The organism is Pseudomonas sp. S3_E10 (assembly GCF_054667615.1).
Map to the genome: position 1 here is coordinate 2,012,208 of NZ_CP162743.1, position 18,801 is coordinate 2,031,008.

The 18,801-nt window shown below is 57.6% G+C and carries 10 protein-coding genes, 2 tRNA genes and 3 rRNA genes; 3 read left to right on the forward strand and 12 right to left on the reverse strand.

The features are described from left to right. Positions 1-24: 24 nt before the first annotated feature. Entirely contained in the window at positions 25-477 is a 453-nt protein-coding gene (rimI, locus tag AB4N98_RS09120; protein WP_017529957.1) for a ribosomal protein S18-alanine N-acetyltransferase, read from the reverse strand. Further along, on the reverse strand, positions 470-1,213 hold the full coding sequence (locus AB4N98_RS09125; protein ID WP_065877353.1) for an energy transducer TonB: 744 nt from the start codon (positions 1,211-1,213) through the stop codon (positions 470-472). Before AB4N98_RS09125 ends, rimI begins: the two co-directional genes overlap by 8 nt. Before the next feature lie 187 nt (positions 1,214-1,400). Here AB4N98_RS09125 and mksB point away from each other — a divergent pair, with 187 nt between their 5' ends. From mksB to mksF, 3 genes are read left to right on the forward strand one after another with little or no spacing between them, the layout of a single operon-like run. After that, positions 1,401-2,678: an Mks condensin complex protein MksB gene (mksB, locus tag AB4N98_RS09130; RefSeq protein WP_017529959.1), complete on the forward strand. Its 1,278-nt coding sequence runs from the start codon at positions 1,401-1,403 to the stop codon at positions 2,676-2,678. Next, positions 2,668-3,375, forward strand: a complete 708-nt coding sequence (mksE, locus tag AB4N98_RS09135; protein WP_017529960.1) for an Mks condensin complex protein MksE — start codon at positions 2,668-2,670, stop codon at positions 3,373-3,375. Before mksB ends, mksE begins: the two co-directional genes overlap by 11 nt. Beyond that, a complete protein-coding gene (gene mksF / locus AB4N98_RS09140) occupies positions 3,372-6,212 on the forward strand; it encodes an Mks condensin complex protein MksF (protein ID WP_017529961.1) in 2,841 nt (946 codons plus the stop codon). The genes mksE and mksF overlap by 4 nt, the downstream gene beginning before the upstream one ends. Before the next feature lie 168 nt (positions 6,213-6,380). Here mksF and AB4N98_RS09145 read toward each other — a convergent pair whose 3' ends face one another. The 10 genes from AB4N98_RS09145 to aptA form a co-directional block, all read right to left on the reverse strand. After that, positions 6,381-8,684: a PqiB family protein gene (locus tag AB4N98_RS09145; RefSeq protein ID WP_065877355.1), complete on the reverse strand. Its 2,304-nt coding sequence runs from the start codon at positions 8,682-8,684 to the stop codon at positions 6,381-6,383. Beyond that, positions 8,677-9,300, reverse strand: coding sequence for a paraquat-inducible protein A (locus tag AB4N98_RS09150; RefSeq protein ID WP_017529963.1), 624 nt, complete (start codon positions 9,298-9,300; stop codon positions 8,677-8,679). The genes AB4N98_RS09145 and AB4N98_RS09150 overlap by 8 nt, the downstream gene beginning before the upstream one ends. Next, positions 9,287-9,946: a paraquat-inducible protein A gene (locus AB4N98_RS09155; RefSeq protein WP_017529964.1), complete on the reverse strand. Its 660-nt coding sequence runs from the start codon at positions 9,944-9,946 to the stop codon at positions 9,287-9,289. The genes AB4N98_RS09150 and AB4N98_RS09155 overlap by 14 nt, the downstream gene beginning before the upstream one ends. Positions 9,947-10,109: 163 nt before the next feature. After that, positions 10,110-10,225 (reverse strand): 5S ribosomal RNA (gene rrf, locus AB4N98_RS09160). 157 nt (positions 10,226-10,382) lie between these two features. After that, positions 10,383-13,274 (reverse strand): 23S ribosomal RNA (locus AB4N98_RS09165). 234 nt (positions 13,275-13,508) lie between these two features. Further along, a tRNA-Ala gene (locus tag AB4N98_RS09170) sits at positions 13,509-13,584 on the reverse strand. Between the two features lie 30 nt (positions 13,585-13,614). Then, positions 13,615-13,691, reverse strand: a tRNA-Ile gene (locus AB4N98_RS09175). Between the two features lie 82 nt (positions 13,692-13,773). Beyond that, positions 13,774-15,310: ribosomal RNA gene (locus AB4N98_RS09180) — 16S ribosomal RNA — on the reverse strand. Together the 16S, 23S and 5S rRNA genes with 2 tRNA genes alongside form the textbook arrangement of a ribosomal RNA operon. A gap of 571 nt (positions 15,311-15,881) precedes the next feature. After that, on the reverse strand, positions 15,882-17,375 hold the full coding sequence (locus tag AB4N98_RS09185) for a CoA-acylating methylmalonate-semialdehyde dehydrogenase (RefSeq protein WP_017527825.1): 1,494 nt from the start codon (positions 17,373-17,375) through the stop codon (positions 15,882-15,884). A 39-nt stretch (positions 17,376-17,414) separates the two neighbouring features. Beyond that, positions 17,415-18,764, reverse strand: a complete 1,350-nt coding sequence (gene aptA / locus AB4N98_RS09190) for an omega-aminotransferase AptA (protein ID WP_116079073.1) — start codon at positions 18,762-18,764, stop codon at positions 17,415-17,417. Between the last annotated feature and the right edge of the window lie 37 nt (positions 18,765-18,801).

Consider the following 18,801-nt stretch of genomic DNA (forward strand, 5'->3'; position numbering starts at 1 on the left):
CCCCCTTTCACAGGGTTCGTGTGCTTAATCGACCAGGGTGCAAGCCATCACGACGGCGTCTTCACGCCCACCCACGGCGGGGTAGTAATCGCGCCGACGGCCGACCTCGTTGAAACCGTAACGCTCGTAGAGGCGAAACGCGCCGGTATTGCTGTCACGCACTTCCAGGAAGCACTCCCGGGCGTTCGCCGCGTAGGCGCGGGACATCAAGTGTTCCAGCAACGCCAGGCCCAGGCCACGGCCCTGGTTTTCCGGCTTGACGGTGATATTCAGCAAATGCGCTTCATCGAGGATGATCTGCACCACGCCATGACCCACCTGCTGCTCACCTTCGAACATCAGCCAGATCTGGTATTTGCCCAAGCCGTCCAGGAAGATGCCGCGTGTCCACGGATGGCTGAACGCGGCGTATTCGATTTTCAGCACGGCGTCGAGGTCGGCCTCGGTCATCGGGCGGAAGGATAAAGCCTCACTCATCGGTTGTTTTCCAGCGCGCCATCAGCCGGCGCATGGCTTGCCAGACATCAGCCTTACGCTGTGGCTCTTCCATTAATAATTCCAGGCCCGGCAGGGCCCACACCGAACCCAGGCCTTCTACCTGCAGTTCGCGGTACCAGGCTTCGGCATTGGCTTCGCCGGCAAAGCGCACGGCGGGCAGGCCGATCAGCCACAGGCACACACAGGGTTCGTCTTCCAGGCGCGCCGAAACAAAGCCTTGTACAAAATCCCGCGCCGCTTCGGGGCCCTGGTCCATGGTGCCGCGCGCCAGCAGCGGCCAGCGCACCGGGTCACCGACGATTTGCGGGCTGTCGGGCAGGCCGGCGGCGCGCAGCATGTCTTTGAGCAGCATGTAGGCGGGGTCGCGGGTCTGGAAGCGCTCGCCGGTGGGCAGCTCCACCAACAGCAGGCAACGCCCGGCCCGCAGCAATTGCAGGGCAAAACGCGGCGGCGGTACCACCGGCGCCTTGGCCACCGGGGCCGCCACTTCGGCGATCGCCGGCTTGGCCATCGGCGCCGGACGCGGCACCTCGACCCTGGCCCGTTCAACCGACGGACGCACCTGCGGCTCCGGCTTGACCAGCGCCACCGGCGCCGCCGCCTCCTCGCCCGAGACCGCGAACGCCTCATAGGGCTCAAGCGCCTGCAACAGCTCGGGCCGCGACGGCGCGGCAAACGGCAGTTCGGTGCGGGGTAGCCAGTTGACCACCTGCATGGCGGTCAAGTAGGCGCGACGTCGGGACTCGATAAGCACAGCTCGGCCACTTGTGGATAAGTAAAGAGCGGGGATTCTACCGCTGTTCGGTAACAATCGCCCACTGCGCACTGACCGGCTGTGGATAAATCCCGCGCCTGATGCAGTACAATCGCGACTTTTAATCGCCAACCAGCCGGCCATTCCCATGATCGAACCCAAGCGCGTCCTGCGCGCCCTCGCCGAACACTGGGCCTTACTTGAGCCACTGTGCGAACACTTCGACCAAGGCACCCTGAGCCTCGGCGAGCTGCGCGCGCAACTGGCCGCCCAACAACTGGACAGCACGCCCCAGGACATCACCAGCCTGCTGGACGTGTGGATCCGCCTGGATATCCTGGTACCCGTCGCCAAAAGCCCGAACCGTTTCGAGCTCAACGCGCAGATCCACGATTTTCTGGCGTACCTGCGCAAGGAGCACCGGCTTGGCCTGTGCCTGGAGATCGAAGCCTACCTGCGCCACCTCGAACGCCTGGCCGGCTATATCCAGGACGCCTTTGATATCCGCGACGGCCACGACCTGGCGCGCCAACTGCGCCTGTTGGATATGCGCGTGCGCGACGTACTGAAAAAACTCGCCAACGACGAGCAGGCTCTCGCCGCCGTGGCCGACCGCGCCAAGACCAGCGACCGCCAGATCCCGTTGCGCCAGCGCTACGCCGAAGTCCTGGCGACCTGGGACGAATACGTCGAACCGATGATTCAACTGGTGAACGCCGACGGCGCCTTCGAGCAAGGCGTGCGCAAGGTGGAAAACGTGCTGCTGCGCCTGCTCACCGAGCAACAGCGCCTCGGCCACCTGGTGGACGACGACATGCTGCTGCGCACCCATGCGCGCATCCTCGAAATGCAGACCAGCGCCCAGTTGACCTTGCGCCATGCGCGCGAGCTGTTGTTGCCGCTGCGTGAAGAAGCGCGCCGGCACAACGCCGTGACCCGGGGCGCGGCGCTGGCCCTGTCGGCCATCCGCCGTAAAGGCCTGGACGCGGTGCCGCAAGCGGCGATGCCGATGTTTACCCGGCCGCAAAGCACCTTCCTCGGCAGCGCCAGCCAGGTCGAAGCCTATGTGTATGCGCTGGCCAATTTCGAGCCGAAGCCGGCGCGCTTTCCCAAGGCGCACAAATCCCACAAGGGCGAAGCCCAGCGCGCGCCGCGTACGGTCAAGGAAATGCTTGAGCGTTGCGAAGACGCGTTGCCGATGCCAGACCTGATGACCTGGCTGCTGGAGCAGGAACCGGACGGCGCCACCGACGAATTGCTGTACTGGTTCTCGCGTCTCTCGCGGGAAAAACGCTTCAAGCGCGAACGCCTGGAACGCCGCGACTACCACACACACGAGCACCAGGTCAGCCTGCGCTCATTCGCCCTGCTCCCGGCCACGCCTGACGCCGCCGAGCACTCTGCGAGTACACCTCATGCATCTTGATTTATCCGAACTGTCCCAGTTGGCGCCGATTTTTCGCGAGCTGTTCAAGGGTTACCACGTCAGCCGCCGCGACCCGGAGCTGTACGCGCAACTGTCGAACTTCCAGGACCAATACCGCACGTTGTTCAAGGCCCTGGGCTTCGAGCTGGTCTGCGATACCCGTGGTTTCTATTACTTCGTGCCGGACACCGCCGTGGCCGCTGCGCAAGTGAACAAGACCGCCCAGCGCCTGGCACTCTTCACCTTCATCATCGTCGAGCACCTGGCCGACCAGGGCCGTGACCCGATCGCCGTGCTCGACGGTGGCAGCCTGGGCCGTGATGAACTGCCGTCCCTGCTGGAAAAGTACCGCGACCTGTTTATCCAGGCCGAAGTGCAGACCCAGGAAGAACTCGAAGAGAAAATCATGCGCCGCATGACCCAACTGGGTTTTGCCAGCGAAGACAACGGCATCTATCGCTTTCTGCCGCCGATGCACCGCTTCCTCGACGTGTGCCTGTCGGTGCAGCAGGACCGCGACCTGGCTGCCAGCGTGCACAGCGTGTTGCCGTTGCCGGCGCCTGTGATCATCGACGAAGACAGCGATGAAAAACTGCTGAAGACCGATGACCCGCTCGACTTGAGCGACTTTGCAGAAGAAAGCGAAGAAGACGCCCTGGCCCGCGCCATTGCCGAAGAACAGGAGACCGATGCATGAGCAAGGAACGCTACGGCATCCGCCGCTTCGCCCTATTGAACACGGCCGGTTACAGCCTGGGCTTGTTCCCGCTGGAAGAACCGTTGTCAGTGTATGGCGCCAACAACCTGGGTAAATCGGCGTCGATCAACGCCTTGCAGTTCCCGATCCTGGCGCGCATGTCGGACATGAGTTTCGGCAAGTACACCCTGGAACAATCACGGCGCTTCTACTTTGCCACCGACACCAGCTACATCCTGGTGGAAGTTTCCCTGCCCCACGGCCCGCATGTGATCGGCGTGGTCGGGCGCGGCCCGGGCGGCGGTTTCGGTCATCAGTTTTTCGCCTACGCGGGCAAGCTCGACCTGGCCCACTACCAGAAGAACGACACTTGCCTGCGTCAGAAAGAGCTGTTCACCAACCTTGAGCGCGAGGGCCTGAAAGCCTACGAACTCAAGCCCGATGAGCTACGCCGCTTGCTGGTGGGCGGCCACACGTCGATCCCGCTGGACCTGACGCTGATTCCGCTGCGCTCCACCAGTGAGCAGAGCCTGAAGACCTTCCGCGCGCTGTTCATCAACTTGCTGCACATGCGCGAAATCACGGCGGCCAAGCTCAAGCAATTGTTCCTGGATGCGTTCGAACACAGCCTGCGCTCCGGCAGCGTGGACTACATCGCCGCGTGTGAAGAAGCCTTCCGCGATGTGCGACGCATGGAACAGGACTACAACTCTCTGGTCGCCGCCGGACCGTTGGTAGAAGCGCTGGCCAATGGCGTGAAGCAGCGCGACATCCTGCGCGGCAAACTGCATCGCCTGTCGCCGCTGCTGGATTCGCTGCTGGGGACCTGGTCGGACTACGCCAGTGCCCGCAAGGAAGAGCTGACCATCCAGGCCGAGCACTACCGTAACGAGCAGGACGCGCTGCAGAACGACCAGCGCGGCGGTACCCAGGAGCTGATGCGCCTGGAGCGCGAGATCAGCGGTATCCAGCGTTGGCTGGGCGAATTGTCGGTGCTCAAACATCGCTTTGCGCTGGTCGATGACGTGAAGGTGCTGGAGCAACAATTGCTGGCGGCCAAGGATGCCCACGATGAGCTGGCGGGCGCTTTGGCGCAGTCGCGGCAGTTCAGCGCCGAGGATCTGGATGAGCGCCTGCGCGATCTGGAAAAACGCTTGAAGTCGGTCAGGCAGCAGCTCGATCACGCGGACAACAACAGCTACGCCAAGCTGCGCGAAGAATTCTCGCAGCAGGATGTCGAGCGCCTGATGCGTCTATTCAACAGCTCGTTGTTCAGCCTGCCGTTGGGCGAGCATGGCATCACGCTGGATGAGGACGGCCAGTGGGTCAAATCCCTGGAGCAGATCCTGGATGGCTTCAAGGGCGAGCGTTTTGAAGTGCCGGGGTTGTCTATCGACATTTCGCACATCGAGCCGCCTGCGTTGCAGGCCCTGGCGGACCGTGCGGCCTTGCGTGATCAGAAAGAGCGCCTGGAAAAAGAACTCAAACAGCTGAAAACCCAGCAAGCGGTCGCCTCTGACCGTGCTGCCAGCAAGACCCAGACTGAAGCGCTGTATCAGCAAGTGCTGGACGCGCAAAAAGCCTTGGAAGATTTCCGCCGCGCGCAAACCTTGAGCGCCGAAGAAGGCGAGAAGCTGGAAAACCTGGCGCAGATGGAAGCGGCCCAGGATGAGTTGAAGCGCTCCAGCGATGCCTTTACCGAACGCGTCCAGCAATTGTCGGCCAAGCTGCAACTGGTCGGCCGCCAGATCGGTGATATGGAAGCCAAGCAACGGACGCTGGATGACGCCTTGCGCCGTCGCCAGCTACTGCCGGCGGACCTGCCGTTCGGCACGCCATTCATGGACCCGGTCGACGATTCCATGGACAACCTGCTGCCGCTGCTCAACGACTACCAGGACAGCTGGCAAGGCTTGCTGCGCGCCGATGGCCAGATCGAGGCGCTGTACGCTCAGGTACGCCTCAAGGGCGTGGCCAAGTTCGACAGCGAGGATGACGTTGAGCGTCGCCTGCAACTGCTGATCAACGCCTATGCGCATCGTACCGACGAGGCGCTGACGCTGGGCAAGGCTCGCCGTGCGGCGGTCACCGATATCGCGCGTACCTTGCGCAATATCCGTAGTGACTACGACAGCCTGGAACACCAGTTGGCGTTGTTCAACCGCGAGATCAACAAACGCCAGGTGTCCAACCTGCAGAGCTTTCGCATCGTACTGGCGCCAAACAAGGAAGCCCTCAAGCATATCGACCAGATCATCCACAGTGCCGGTCAGTATGAAGAAGGCGAAACCTTGTCGGTATTCGACCTCAGCCAGAGCGCAGAACAGGACAACAAGAACGAAGAGGCCAAGGAGTACCTGGCTCGTCTGGTAGCGGCCAACCATAACCAGTTGGGCCTCAAGGACCTGTTCGAGTTGGCATTCGAGATCACCAAGGTGCATGGCCAGCCGGTGATTCACACCGACATCGATGGCGCGGCGTCCAACGGTACGACCATGACCATCAAGGCGCTGACCAACATGTACTTGTTGCTGCACTTGATGGACCGCGACCAAGCCGGTCGCGTGCGTTTGCCGTACTACCTCGACGAAGCGGCAGACATCGACGAGAAGAACCAGGCGGCACTGCTGGAAACCAGCCTGCAACTGGGCTTCGTGCCGATTCTGGCGAGTGTGAAGCCGCAGGTATCGGCGCAGGTGGCGATCGACCTGGAAGGCGGCAGCGGACCGAACGGGATCTACATCGATGAGGCGGACTGGAAGTACATCCGTCGTCACGATGTGGTGAAGGCAACGATGAATGTGCAGGCGGATGAGCCGGAGCTGGATGAGGTCTGACGTGTTGCGCTGAAATGCAAAAAGGCCGCGATCTTATGGATCGCGGCCTTTTTTTGGGCTGGGGTTTTGCGGTGTCTTTGAAGGCCCTATCGGGAGCAAGCGCCCTCCCACATTTTGCATGCACTCATACATCGAATGTGGGAGGGGGCCCGATAGCCGCGCCTCGGTCTATTTGCCTAGTGGAATCTTGGGCGCCCAGGTCAGCCATTCATCCTCAAACTTGTCGAACAGCGGGAACGTTTGCTGCGGCCGTGCAGCATTGCCCATGCGCTCACCGTCTGGGGTGGCGAACGCGATGCCGCCGGCAACCAGGGTTTCCAGGGACTCCGTGCGTACAGTCGCGCCCTTGAACAGACCAAAGTCGAGGCCAAAACCACTCGTGTTCCAGAAGCGACTGCCGCTGCGCACCAAGGGTGCGTACTTGGGCTCGATCAGGATGTGGACCAGGACGCGATCGGCGGTCTGGCCCAACTCGTACCCGGTGACCTTGCCGACGGTAACTTCGCGGTAGGTGACCGGTACGCCTTCCTTCAACGAGCCGCGGCGCGCGGCGCTGAGGGTGAGGCTCAGGCCCGCCTCCTGGTGAACGGCTTCAGGCGGCTGGTCCAACGCGACGAAACTCTTTTGCGGGCCGGCGTTTTTCGCGGCTGGCTGTACTTCGATGTACTGGCCGGTGACCAGGGTTTCCAGGTTGGAGGTTTTCATCAGGCCCAGTTCAGGCTTGACCACCCAGAACTGAGTACCGACGCGCGCAATCCGGTCAGCCACTTGGGTGATACGGGCGCTGAGCAATACCGACTGCATGTCGGCACTGAGGTCGACGCTTTCGATCTTACCCACATCCAGGCCTTTGAAGCGTACGGGCGTGCCGGGACGCATGCCGTCGGCGCGGTCGACCTTGATGGTTACGAGGGTGCCGTGTTGATTGGCGGCCTCGCGATCAGCGAACAGGCGGAAGCGTGGGATGCGTTTTTTCAGGGGTACGTTCGGTTCCGGAGTTTCGAAGGCAATACCGCCAGCCATCAAGCTGGCCAGGGATTCACTCTTGACCTGGATGCCGCCGGTAAGTCCACCGGTCAGGGTGACGCCGCTGGCATTCCAGAAACGCGTCGAACCGTTGACCAGGTTTTCGTACTCCTTTTCGATGTGAACACCGATCACCAGTTGCTTGTTCTTGCGCGAGAACTGGTAGCTCTGCACCGAACCGACTTTGACTTGCTTGTAGAGAATCGGGCTGCCGACATCCAGGGAGCCCAGGTTGTCGGTGAACAGCACCAGATGCAGGCCGGGGGAACGCAGGTCCAATGGTGGCGCTTTGGCGCGGGCAACGTATTCACGCTGCGGGGCACTGCCCTTGTCGCCAGGACGGACGGCGATGTAGTTACCTTTCACCAAAGCTTCCAGCCCGGTGATGCCGGCCAGGGAGATGGACGGCTTGACCACCCAGAATTGGGTGTCCTGCACCAGGTAATCTTCGGCCAGCGGGTCGAGGGTCAGCTCGGCGTTGGCGCTGGACAGGTCGGGGTCGATCTTCAAGGTTTTCAGGCTACCGACCTGAATGCCTTTGTACATCACCGGCGTGCGCCCGGCTTGCAGACCTTCGAAGTCGGTGAGCTTGACCTTGACCCTGATACCAGCGGCTGCGGCGTCGAAGTCTTCGTATAGGCGGAAGGGCAGGCTTGGGTCGGTCGGCGGGCTGTCCTTGCGGTTTTCCGGCGTAGCGAAGGCGATACCGCCGGCGACAATGCTGGAAAGCGACTCGCTGCGCACCTTCACACCAGAGAGATTGGCGTCGATGCTGATACCACTGGCGTTCCAGAAACGCGTGTGTTTGCGCACCAGGCTGGCATAGGTCGGCTCGATGTAGACCTTGATCTCAACGGTGCTCTGGTCCTCGGACAGCAGGTAGCTTTTGACCTGGCCGACCTGGATCTGCTTGTAGAACACCGGGCTGCCACGATTCAACGAACCAAGACGGTCAGCCTTGATGGTCAGGTGCAGACCGGGCTTGGCGTCAGACAGCGGAGGCTCCTCGGAGAGCGCCTTGAACTTGCGTGTGGGCTCTCCATCGCCAGGGCTGGCGGCGATGTAGTTACCCGATACCAGTGTTTCCAGGCCGGTGATACCCGCGAGGCTGACACTGGGCTTGACCAGCCAGAAGCGCGTGTTGGTCTTAAGATATTGATCGACGTCCTTGTTCATCTCGATGGTGGCGATCACGCCGCGATTGTTCCCTTCATCGTCCAGGGCCAGCGCCTTGACCTTGCCCACGGGCATGCCTTTGTAGACCACTTCGGTCTTATTGACCTGGATTCCTTCGCCGCTTTCGAAGCGCACCTGGATCTCAATACCTTGTTGGGAATAGGCGCGCCATCCCAGCCAGCCGCCAATGATCAGGGCAATCAGGGGCAATACCCAAATGGCCGACCAGTTGGAGGCTGGGCGGGTTTTAGCTTTAGGTAGATCACTCATGGTCGTCGTCCGACTCCGTGTTGTCCCAAATCAGTCGGGGATCAAAAGTTACAGCGGCAAGCATCGTCAAGATCACCACACTGGCGAACGCCGCAGCGCCGAGGTTGGCCTCGATACTGGCAAGTCGTCCAAAGTTAACGACCGCCACCAGGATGGCGATCACGAAGATATCCAACATGGACCAGCGCCCAATGAATTCGATAAAACGGTACATCACAATACGTTGTTGCGCGGAGAGCGGTTGGTGACGCTGCACCGAGAACAGTAGCAGACCAATGCCCACCAGCTTGAATGTGGGCACCAGGATACTGGCGATAAATACCACGGCGGCGATGGGATACATCCCATGCTGCACCAATTCGATTACGCCAGCCATGATCGTACTGGGAGAGCCTTGGCCCAGCGTGTTGATCGTCATGATCGGTAATAAGTTAGCGGGTATATACAAAATCGCCGCAGTGATCAGCAAGGCCCAGGTACGTGCAAGGCTGTTGGGACGACGAGCATGGATCAGTGCACCGCAACGCGTGCAGGTTTGCTCATCGCAATCCTCTTCTTGCCTGTTCAACTCGTGGCACTCGGTACAAATCAGAATGCCTGCATCAATCGCCCGCATGATCATCGCCCCCTGACAGCGCTTGCCAGATCTGGTGCGGCGACATCACCACCTCAAGCAGAACCTGAACCATTAATAAGCTGACGAAGCAGACCAGACCAAGACCGATCGTGATGGAGGCCATGTCGGCTAGCTTGACGATCGCCACCAGGACGCCCATCAGATAGACCTCCAACATTCCCCAATCCTTCATATGGTGATAGATGCGGTACAACAACAGCCCATAGCTGCGGCCGATCTTCCAACGAATACTGAGCAGCACGGCCAATTGGCAGAGCAACTTGAGTAAGGGAATGCCCATGCTGCACATGAACACCACGGCGGCTACACCTTGCATACCGGTGTCGAACAGGCCGACTACACCGCTCCATACCGTGTCCTCTGAGGATTGCCCGAGTAGATTGAGCTGCATGATGGGTAGAAAGTTCGCAGGGATGTACAACAGCAACGCAGCGAGCACCAAGGCGAGGCTTCGCTCAATGACGTTGTGGCGGTGAGCGTACAGCTCGTAACCGCAACGCGGGCATTGGGCTTTTTCACCGAGGGCAAGTACGGGTTTGCGCATCAGCAAGTCGCACTCATGGCATGCCACCAGATCGTCCAGTGGTAAATCCGACACCCCGAGGGCATCAACCGGATCGGGCATAGATAGGGCTCTGACTCTAAAAAGGTTAGGTGCCTATTCTAGTGGTCTGGTTCAGAAATAACTGTGCAAATTTGTCGGTCACTCGCTGGAGAATTTCGTCTGGCTTTTCGAGCGCCCAAAACAAAACCCCATCTGCTTTCGCAAATGGGGTTTCGGAATTTAATCTTGACGATGACCTACTCTCACATGGGGAAACCCCACACTACCATCGGCGATGCATCGTTTCACTACTGAGTTCGGGATGGGATCAGGTGGTTCCAATGCTCTATGGTCGTCAAGAAATTCGGGTACTGACTCGTGACCAGATGGCCTCGCTTCAGCAAATTGGGTATGTGACAGCAGTCGGTGTTTTGTGAGTTACAAACTTTCGGTTCGTTTCGTCTTCACACACCGCAATCTGATGCTCTTTCGAGTAGTCAAATTGCTTGGGTGTTATATGGTCAAGCCTCACGGGCAATTAGTATTGGTTAGCTCAACGCCTCACAGCGCTTACACACCCAACCTATCAACGTCGTAGTCTTCGACGGCCCTTCAGGGAACTCAAGGTTCCAGTGAGATCTCATCTTGAGGCTAGTTTCCCGCTTAGATGCTTTCAGCGGTTATCTATTCCGAACATAGCTACCCGGCAATGCCACTGGCGTGACAACCGGAACACCAGAGGTTCGTCCACTCCGGTCCTCTCGTACTAGGAGCAGCCCCTCTCAAATCTCAAACGTCCACGGCAGATAGGGACCGAACTGTCTCACGACGTTCTAAACCCAGCTCGCGTACCACTTTAAATGGCGAACAGCCATACCCTTGGGACCGGCTTCAGCCCCAGGATGTGATGAGCCGACATCGAGGTGCCAAACACCGCCGTCGATATGAACTCTTGGGCGGTATCAGCCTGTTATCCCCGGAGTACCTTTTATCCGTTGAGCGATGGCCCTTCCATACAGAACCACCGGATCACTAAGACCTACTTTCGTACCTGCTCGACGTGTCTGTCTCGCAGTCAAGCGCGCTTTTGCCTTTATACTCTACGACCGATTTCCGACCGGTCTGAGCGCACCTTCGTACTCCTCCGTTACTCTTTAGGAGGAGACCGCCCCAGTCAAACTACCCACCATACACTGTCCTCGATCCGGATAACGGACCTGAGTTAGAACCTCAAAGTTGCCAGGGTGGTATTTCAAGGTTGGCTCCACGCAGACTGGCGTCCACGCTTCAAAGCCTCCCACCTATCCTACACAAGCAAATTCAAAGTCCAGTGCAAAGCTATAGTAAAGGTTCACGGGGTCTTTCCGTCTAGCCGCGGATACACTGCATCTTCACAGCGATTTCAATTTCACTGAGTCTCGGGTGGAGACAGCGCCGCCATCGTTACGCCATTCGTGCAGGTCGGAACTTACCCGACAAGGAATTTCGCTACCTTAGGACCGTTATAGTTACGGCCGCCGTTTACCGGGGCTTCGATCAAGAGCTTCGCGTTAGCTAACCCCATCAATTAACCTTCCGGCACCGGGCAGGCGTCACACCCTATACGTCCACTTTCGTGTTTGCAGAGTGCTGTGTTTTTAATAAACAGTCGCAGCGGCCTGGTATCTTCGACCGGCATGAGCTTACGGAGCAAGTCCTTCACCCTCACCGGCGCACCTTCTCCCGAAGTTACGGTGCCATTTTGCCTAGTTCCTTCACCCGAGTTCTCTCAAGCGCCTTGGTATTCTCTACCCAACCACCTGTGTCGGTTTGGGGTACGGTTCCTGGTTACCTGAAGCTTAGAAGCTTTTCTTGGAAGCATGGCATCAACCACTTCGCTAACTAAAAGTTAGCTCGTCATCAGCTCTCGGCCTTAGAATCCCGGATTTACCTAAGATTCCAGCCTACCACCTTAAACTTGGACAACCAACGCCAAGCTGGCCTAGCCTTCTCCGTCCCTCCATCGCAATAACCAGAAGTACAGGAATATTAACCTGTTTTCCATCGACTACGCTTTTCAGCCTCGCCTTAGGGACCGACTAACCCTGCGTCGATTAACGTTGCGCAGGAAACCTTGGTCTTTCGGCGTGGGTGTTTTTCACACCCATTGTCGTTACTCATGTCAGCATTCGCACTTCTGATACCTCCAGCAAGCTTCTCAACTCACCTTCACAGGCTTACAGAACGCTCCTCTACCGCATCACTTACGTGATACCCGTAGCTTCGGTGTATGGTTTGAGCCCCGTTACATCTTCCGCGCAGGCCGACTCGACTAGTGAGCTATTACGCTTTCTTTAAAGGGTGGCTGCTTCTAAGCCAACCTCCTAGCTGTCTAAGCCTTCCCACATCGTTTCCCACTTAACCATAACTTTGGGACCTTAGCTGACGGTCTGGGTTGTTTCCCTTTTCACGACGGACGTTAGCACCCGCCGTGTGTCTCCCATGCTCGGCACTTGTAGGTATTCGGAGTTTGCATCGGTTTGGTAAGTCGGGATGACCCCCTAGCCGAAACAGTGCTCTACCCCCTACAGTGATACATGAGGCGCTACCTAAATAGCTTTCGAGGAGAACCAGCTATCTCCGAGCTTGATTAGCCTTTCACTCCGATCCACAGGTCATCCGCTAACTTTTCAACGGTAGTCGGTTCGGTCCTCCAGTTAGTGTTACCCAACCTTCAACCTGCCCATGGATAGATCGCCCGGTTTCGGGTCTATTCCCAGCGACTAGACGCCCTATTAAGACTCGCTTTCGCTACGCCTCCCCTATTCGGTTAAGCTCGCCACTGAAAATAAGTCGCTGACCCATTATACAAAAGGTACGCAGTCACCCAACAAAGTGGGCTCCCACTGCTTGTACGCATACGGTTTCAGGATCTATTTCACTCCCCTCTCCGGGGTTCTTTTCGCCTTTCCCTCACGGTACTAGTTCACTATCGGTCAGTCAGTAGTATTTAGCCTTGGAGGATGGTCCCCCCATATTCAGACAAAGTTTCTCGTGCTCCGTCCTACTCGATTTCATGACTAAGAGATTTTCGCGTACAGGGCTATCACCCACTATGGCCGCACTTTCCAGAGCGTTCCGCTAATCTCAAAGCCACTTAAGGGCTAGTCCCCGTTCGCTCGCCACTACTAAGGGAATCTCGGTTGATTTCTTTTCCTCAGGGTACTTAGATGTTTCAGTTCCCCTGGTTCGCCTCTTGCACCTATGTATTCAGTACAAGATAACCATCTTATGATGGCTGGGTTCCCCCATTCAGACATCTCCGGATCAAAGTCTGTTTGCCGACTCCCCGAAGCTTTTCGCAGGCTACCACGTCTTTCATCGCCTCTGACTGCCAAGGCATCCACCGTATGCGCTTCTTCACTTGACCATATAACCCCAAGCAATCTGGTTATACTGTGAAGACGACATTCGCCGAAAATCTGTAATCACTCACAAATTTTACCTTAGCCTGATCCGTTACCAGTGAAAGTAACGTTCAGTCTATCTTTCTATCACATACCCAAATTTTTAAAGAACGATCTAATCAAAGACTAGAAATCAACATTCACCATCGCTAGGATGGAATGCTCATTTCTAAGCTTTCATACGTCAGAAGCAGTAGTGGTGGAGCCAAACGGGATCGAACCGTTGACCTCCTGCGTGCAAGGCAGGCGCTCTCCCAGCTGAGCTATGGCCCCATATTTCTACAGGCGTTTCCCACACAAAATTGGTGGGTCTGGGCAGATTCGAACTGCCGACCTCACCCTTATCAGGGGTGCGCTCTAACCAACTGAGCTACAGACCCAATTTCGGGCTGCTTCTTATCGTCTTCTTCAATGAATCAAGCAATTCGTGTGGGAACTTATGGAGCAGCTGATGTCGTCGATTAAGGAGGTGATCCAGCCGCAGGTTCCCCTACGGCTACCTTGTTACGACTTCACCCCAGTCATGAATCACACCGTGGTAACCGTCCTCCCGAAGGTTAGACTAGCTACTTCTGGTGCAACCCACTCCCATGGTGTGACGGGCGGTGTGTACAAGGCCCGGGAACGTATTCACCGCGACATTCTGATTCGCGATTACTAGCGATTCCGACTTCACGCAGTCGAGTTGCAGACTGCGATCCGGACTACGATCGGTTTTATGGGATTAGCTCCACCTCGCGGCTTGGCAACCCTCTGTACCGACCATTGTAGCACGTGTGTAGCCCAGGCCGTAAGGGCCATGATGACTTGACGTCATCCCCACCTTCCTCCGGTTTGTCACCGGCAGTCTCCTTAGAGTGCCCACCATGACGTGCTGGTAACTAAGGACAAGGGTTGCGCTCGTTACGGGACTTAACCCAACATCTCACGACACGAGCTGACGACAGCCATGCAGCACCTGTCTCAATGTTCCCGAAGGCACCAATCTATCTCTAGAAAGTTCATTGGATGTCAAGGCCTGGTAAGGTTCTTCGCGTTGCTTCGAATTAAACCACATGCTCCACCGCTTGTGCGGGCCCCCGTCAATTCATTTGAGTTTTAACCTTGCGGCCGTACTCCCCAGGCGGTCAACTTAATGCGTTAGCTGCGCCACTAAGAGCTCAAGGCTCCCAACGGCTAGTTGACATCGTTTACGGCGTGGACTACCAGGGTATCTAATCCTGTTTGCTCCCCACGCTTTCGCACCTCAGTGTCAGTATCAGTCCAGGTGGTCGCCTTCGCCACTGGTGTTCCTTCCTATATCTACGCATTTCACCGCTACACAGGAAATTCCACCACCCTCTACCATACTCTAGTCAGTCAGTTTTGAATGCAGTTCCCAGGTTGAGCCCGGGGATTTCACATCCAACTTAACAAACCACCTACGCGCGCTTTACGCCCAGTAATTCCGATTAACGCTTGCACCCTCTGTATTACCGCGGCTGCTGGCACAGAGTTAGCCGGTGCTTATTCTGTCGGTAACGTCAAAACAATCACGTATTAGGTAACTGCCCTTCCTCCCAACTTAAAGTGCTTTACAATCCGAAGACCTTCTTCACACACGCGGCATGGCTGGATCAGGCTTTCGCCCATTGTCCAATATTCCCCACTGCTGCCTCCCGTAGGAGTCTGGACCGTGTCTCAGTTCCAGTGTGACTGATCATCCTCTCAGACCAGTTACGGATCGTCGCCTTGGTGAGCCATTACCTCACCAACTAGCTAATCCGACCTAGGCTCATCTGATAGCGCAAGGCCCGAAGGTCCCCTGCTTTCTCCCGTAGGACGTATGCGGTATTAGCGTCCGTTTCCGAACGTTATCCCCCACTACCAGGCAGATTCCTAGGCATTACTCACCCGTCCGCCGCTCTCAAGAGAAGCAAGCTTCTCTCTACCGCTCGACTTGCATGTGTTAGGCCTGCCGCCAGCGTTCAATCTGAGCCATGATCAAACTCTTCAGTTCAAACATCTTTGGGTTTTTAAGAAACCCTAAACTTGGCTCAGCAATCGTTGGTTACATCTTTGATTTCTCGCGGAGTAACTTATGATGCTGATAATCTTGTTGACTATCAGTCTGACTCCACAAGCACCCACACGAATTGCTTGATTCAGTTGTTAAAGAGCGGTTGGTTAAGAGCTTTCGTCTCAACCGAGGCGCGCATTCTACAGCAGCCTCATTTGCTGTCAAGCGGTTATTTTCAGAAGCTTTCGAAGATTTCTTCAACAACTTCAACCACTTGCGCTTCCGATCTCTCGTCAGCGGGAGGCGAATTCTACAGCGTTACACGCTGCTGTCAACACCTCTTTTTCAACTTCCTTTTGGCTTCGATGAACTGAAGCAACTTGCTGCCGAAAACTGCGTAACTCATTGTTTACCAAGGAGTTTTCCGTTTCGACTGCGCCGGAAGTGGGGCGAATTATAGGCTTCCAGAATCTGGCGTCAACCTTCTTTTTCATATTTCTGTCATATGGACCAAAAAAGCCCAGAAACGCGAAAGCCGGCCCCAAAGGGCCGGCCTTCTGGCTACCGAGCCTTACAAGCTGGGGAACGCGAATTGCGACGCTTCATGGCTGGCCCGTTGCGGCCAACGCTGGGTAATCGCCTTGCGGCGCGTATAGAAGCGCACCCCATCCGGCCCATACGCATGCAAATCGCCAAACAGCGAACGCTTCCAACCACCAAAGCTGTGATAGGCCACCGGCACCGGCAAAGGCACATTCACCCCCACCATGCCTACTTCAATCTCATCACAGAACAGACGCGCCGCTTCACCGTCGCGGGTGAAGATGCAGGTACCGTTGCCATATTCGTGATCATTGATCAACTGCATCGCCGCTTCCAGGCTGTCCACCCGGACTACGCACAATACCGGCCCGAAGATTTCTTCCTTATAGATGCGCATCTCAGGGGTCACACGATCAAACAGGCTGCCGCCGAGGAAGAACCCGTCTTCATGCCCCGCAACACTCAAGCCTCGGCCGTCGACGACCAGTTCAGCACCCGCCGCCACACCGTCTTCTATATAGCCACTGACCTTATCCCGCGCCTGCCCCGTCACCAGCGGCCCCATATCCAGCCCGCATGACGTACCCGCACCAATCTTCAGCGCCTTGACCTGCGGCACCAGCTTGGCAATCAACGCATCCGCCACCTGGTCACCTACACACACAGCCACCGAGATCGCCATGCACCGCTCGCCGCAGGAACCATATGCCGCGCCCATCAAGGCACTCACCGCATTGTCCAGGTCCGCATCCGGCATCAGCACCGCATGGTTCTTCGCCCCACCCAGCGCCTGAACGCGCTTGCCACGCTTGGTCGCCTCCGAATAGATGTACTCGGCAATCGGCGTCGAGCCTACAAAACTCAGCGCTTTCACTTCCGGCGCCTCGATCAAGGCATCCACCGCGCCCTTGTCGCCGTGTACCACGCTTAGCACGCCTTTGGGCAAGCCGGCCTCCTGCAGCAATTGCGCGATCAACAGCGTCGAGCTCGGATCACGCTCCGAAGGCTTGAGAATGAAGCAGTTACCGCACACGATCGCCAGCGGATACATCCACAACGGCACCATCGCCGGGAAGTTGAACGGGGTAATACCTGCCACCACACCCAACGGTTGGAAATCCGACCAGGCATCAATATTTGGCCCGACGTTACGGCTGTACTCGCCTTTAAGAATCTCCGGCGCCGAACACGCGTACTCCACGTTCTCGATCCCGCGCTTCAACTCGCCAGCCGCATCTTCCAGAGTCTTGCCGTGCTCCTCGCTGATCAACTGCGAGATACGCGCTTCGTTCTGCTCCAGCAACTGCTTGAAACGAAACATCACCTGGGCGCGCTTGGCCGGCGGCGTATTGCGCCACGCCGGGAAAGCCGCCTTGGCGGAGTCGATTGCACGCTGAATGGTGTCACGGCTGGCCAACGGCACTTGATGAATCACCTGGCCGGTGGACGGGTTGTACACGTCGGCACTGCGACCGCTGTCATTGACCAATTCGCCGTTGATCAAGTGTTGGATAAGGCTCATGCAGGGCTCCTGAAAAGTTGTTCTATATAGAAGGAGAAATCAGTCGATCTTGTTCAGCACTTCGCCGACCGCATCGAACAGGCGATCCAGGTCCTGCGGCTTGCTGTTGAAGGTTGGCCCGAACTGCAGGGTGTCCCCGCCAAAACGCACGTAGAAACCGGCTTTCCATAAGGCCATGCCGGCCTCGAACGGACGCACGATGGCATCACCGTCGCGCGGGGCAATCTGGATCGCGCCGGCCAGGCCGTAATTGCGAATGTCGATCACGTTCTTGCTGCCCTTCAAGCCATGCAGTGCATTCTCAAAGTGCGGGGCGACTTCGGCTACGCTCTGCACCAGGTTTTCCTTCTGCAACAAGTCCAATGCCGCCAGGCCGGCCGCGCACGCCACCGGGTGGGCCGAGTAGGTATAGCCGTGAGGGAATTCCACCGCGTATTCCGGCGTCGCCTGGTTCATGAAGGTCTGGTAGATCTCACTGCTGGCAATCACCGCGCCCATCGGGATCGCGCCGTTGGTGACTTGCTTGGCGATGCACATCAAATCCGGCGTCACGCCGAAGCTATCGGCACCGAACATCGACCCGGTACGGCCGAAACCAGTGATGACTTCATCGAACACCAAAAGGATGTTGTGCTGATCGCAGATCTCGCGCAGACGCTTGAGATAACCCTGTGGCGGCACCAACACACCAGCGGAACCGGCCATCGGCTCGACAAACACTGCCGCGATGTTGGAAGCGTCGTGCAGCTCGATCAGCTTAAGCAACTCATCGGCCAAGGCAATACCACCCTGCTCCGGCATGCCACGGGAAAAGGCATTGCTCGCCAGCAAGGTGTGCGGCAGATGGTCAACATCCATCATCGCCTGGCCAAACAACTTACGGTTGCCATTGACCCCGCCCAGGCTGGTGCCGGCGATGTTCACGCCGTGGTAACCACGGGCACGACCGATCATCTTGGTCTTGGTGGCCTGCCCCTTCAGGCGCCAGTAGGCACGCACCATTTTCACCGCCGTATCGGCGCACTCGGAACCGGAGTCGGTGAAGAACACGTGGTTCAGGCTGCCTGGGGTCAGGTCGGTAATCTTTTCCGCCAACTGGAAGGACAACGGATGACCGTATTGGAAGCCCGGCGAGTAATCCAGGGTACCCAATTGCTTGGCCACCGCCTCCTGGATTTCCTTGCGCGTATGCCCGGCACCGCATGTCCAAAGGCCCGACAACGAGTCGTAGACCTTGCGGCCCTTGTCATCCGTCAGCCAGCTGCCTTCGGCGGCCACGATCAGGCGCGGGTCACGCTGGAAGTTACGGTTGGCGGTGTAAGGCATCCAGTGCGCATCCAACTTCAGTTGGCTGGCCAGGGACGATGGGGCGTTTTCATGCATGTTCATCAGCAAAACCTCGCAGGGCAGAAGGCAGCGTCGGGAT

Coding starts and splice junctions, on each gene's coding strand:
- AB4N98_RS09150 (WP_017529963.1), bottom strand. CDS start 9,300: ATGCGGGCGATTGATGCAGGCATTCTGATTTGTACCGAGTGCCACGAG.
- mksB (WP_017529959.1), top strand. CDS start 1,401: ATGATCGAACCCAAGCGCGTCCTGCGCGCCCTCGCCGAACACTGGGCC.
- AB4N98_RS09185 (WP_017527825.1), bottom strand. CDS start 17,375: ATGAGCCTTATCCAACACTTGATCAACGGCGAATTGGTCAATGACAGC.
- AB4N98_RS09125 (WP_065877353.1), bottom strand. CDS start 1,213: ATGCAGGTGGTCAACTGGCTACCCCGCACCGAACTGCCGTTTGCCGCG.
- AB4N98_RS09155 (WP_017529964.1), bottom strand. CDS start 9,946: ATGCCCGATCCGGTTGATGCCCTCGGGGTGTCGGATTTACCACTGGAC.
- mksE (WP_017529960.1), top strand. CDS start 2,668: ATGCATCTTGATTTATCCGAACTGTCCCAGTTGGCGCCGATTTTTCGC.
- AB4N98_RS09145 (WP_065877355.1), bottom strand. CDS start 8,684: ATGAGTGATCTACCTAAAGCTAAAACCCGCCCAGCCTCCAACTGGTCG.
- mksF (WP_017529961.1), top strand. CDS start 3,372: ATGAGCAAGGAACGCTACGGCATCCGCCGCTTCGCCCTATTGAACACG.
- aptA (WP_116079073.1), bottom strand. CDS start 18,764: ATGAACATGCATGAAAACGCCCCATCGTCCCTGGCCAGCCAACTGAAG.
- rimI (WP_017529957.1), bottom strand. CDS start 477: ATGAGTGAGGCTTTATCCTTCCGCCCGATGACCGAGGCCGACCTCGAC.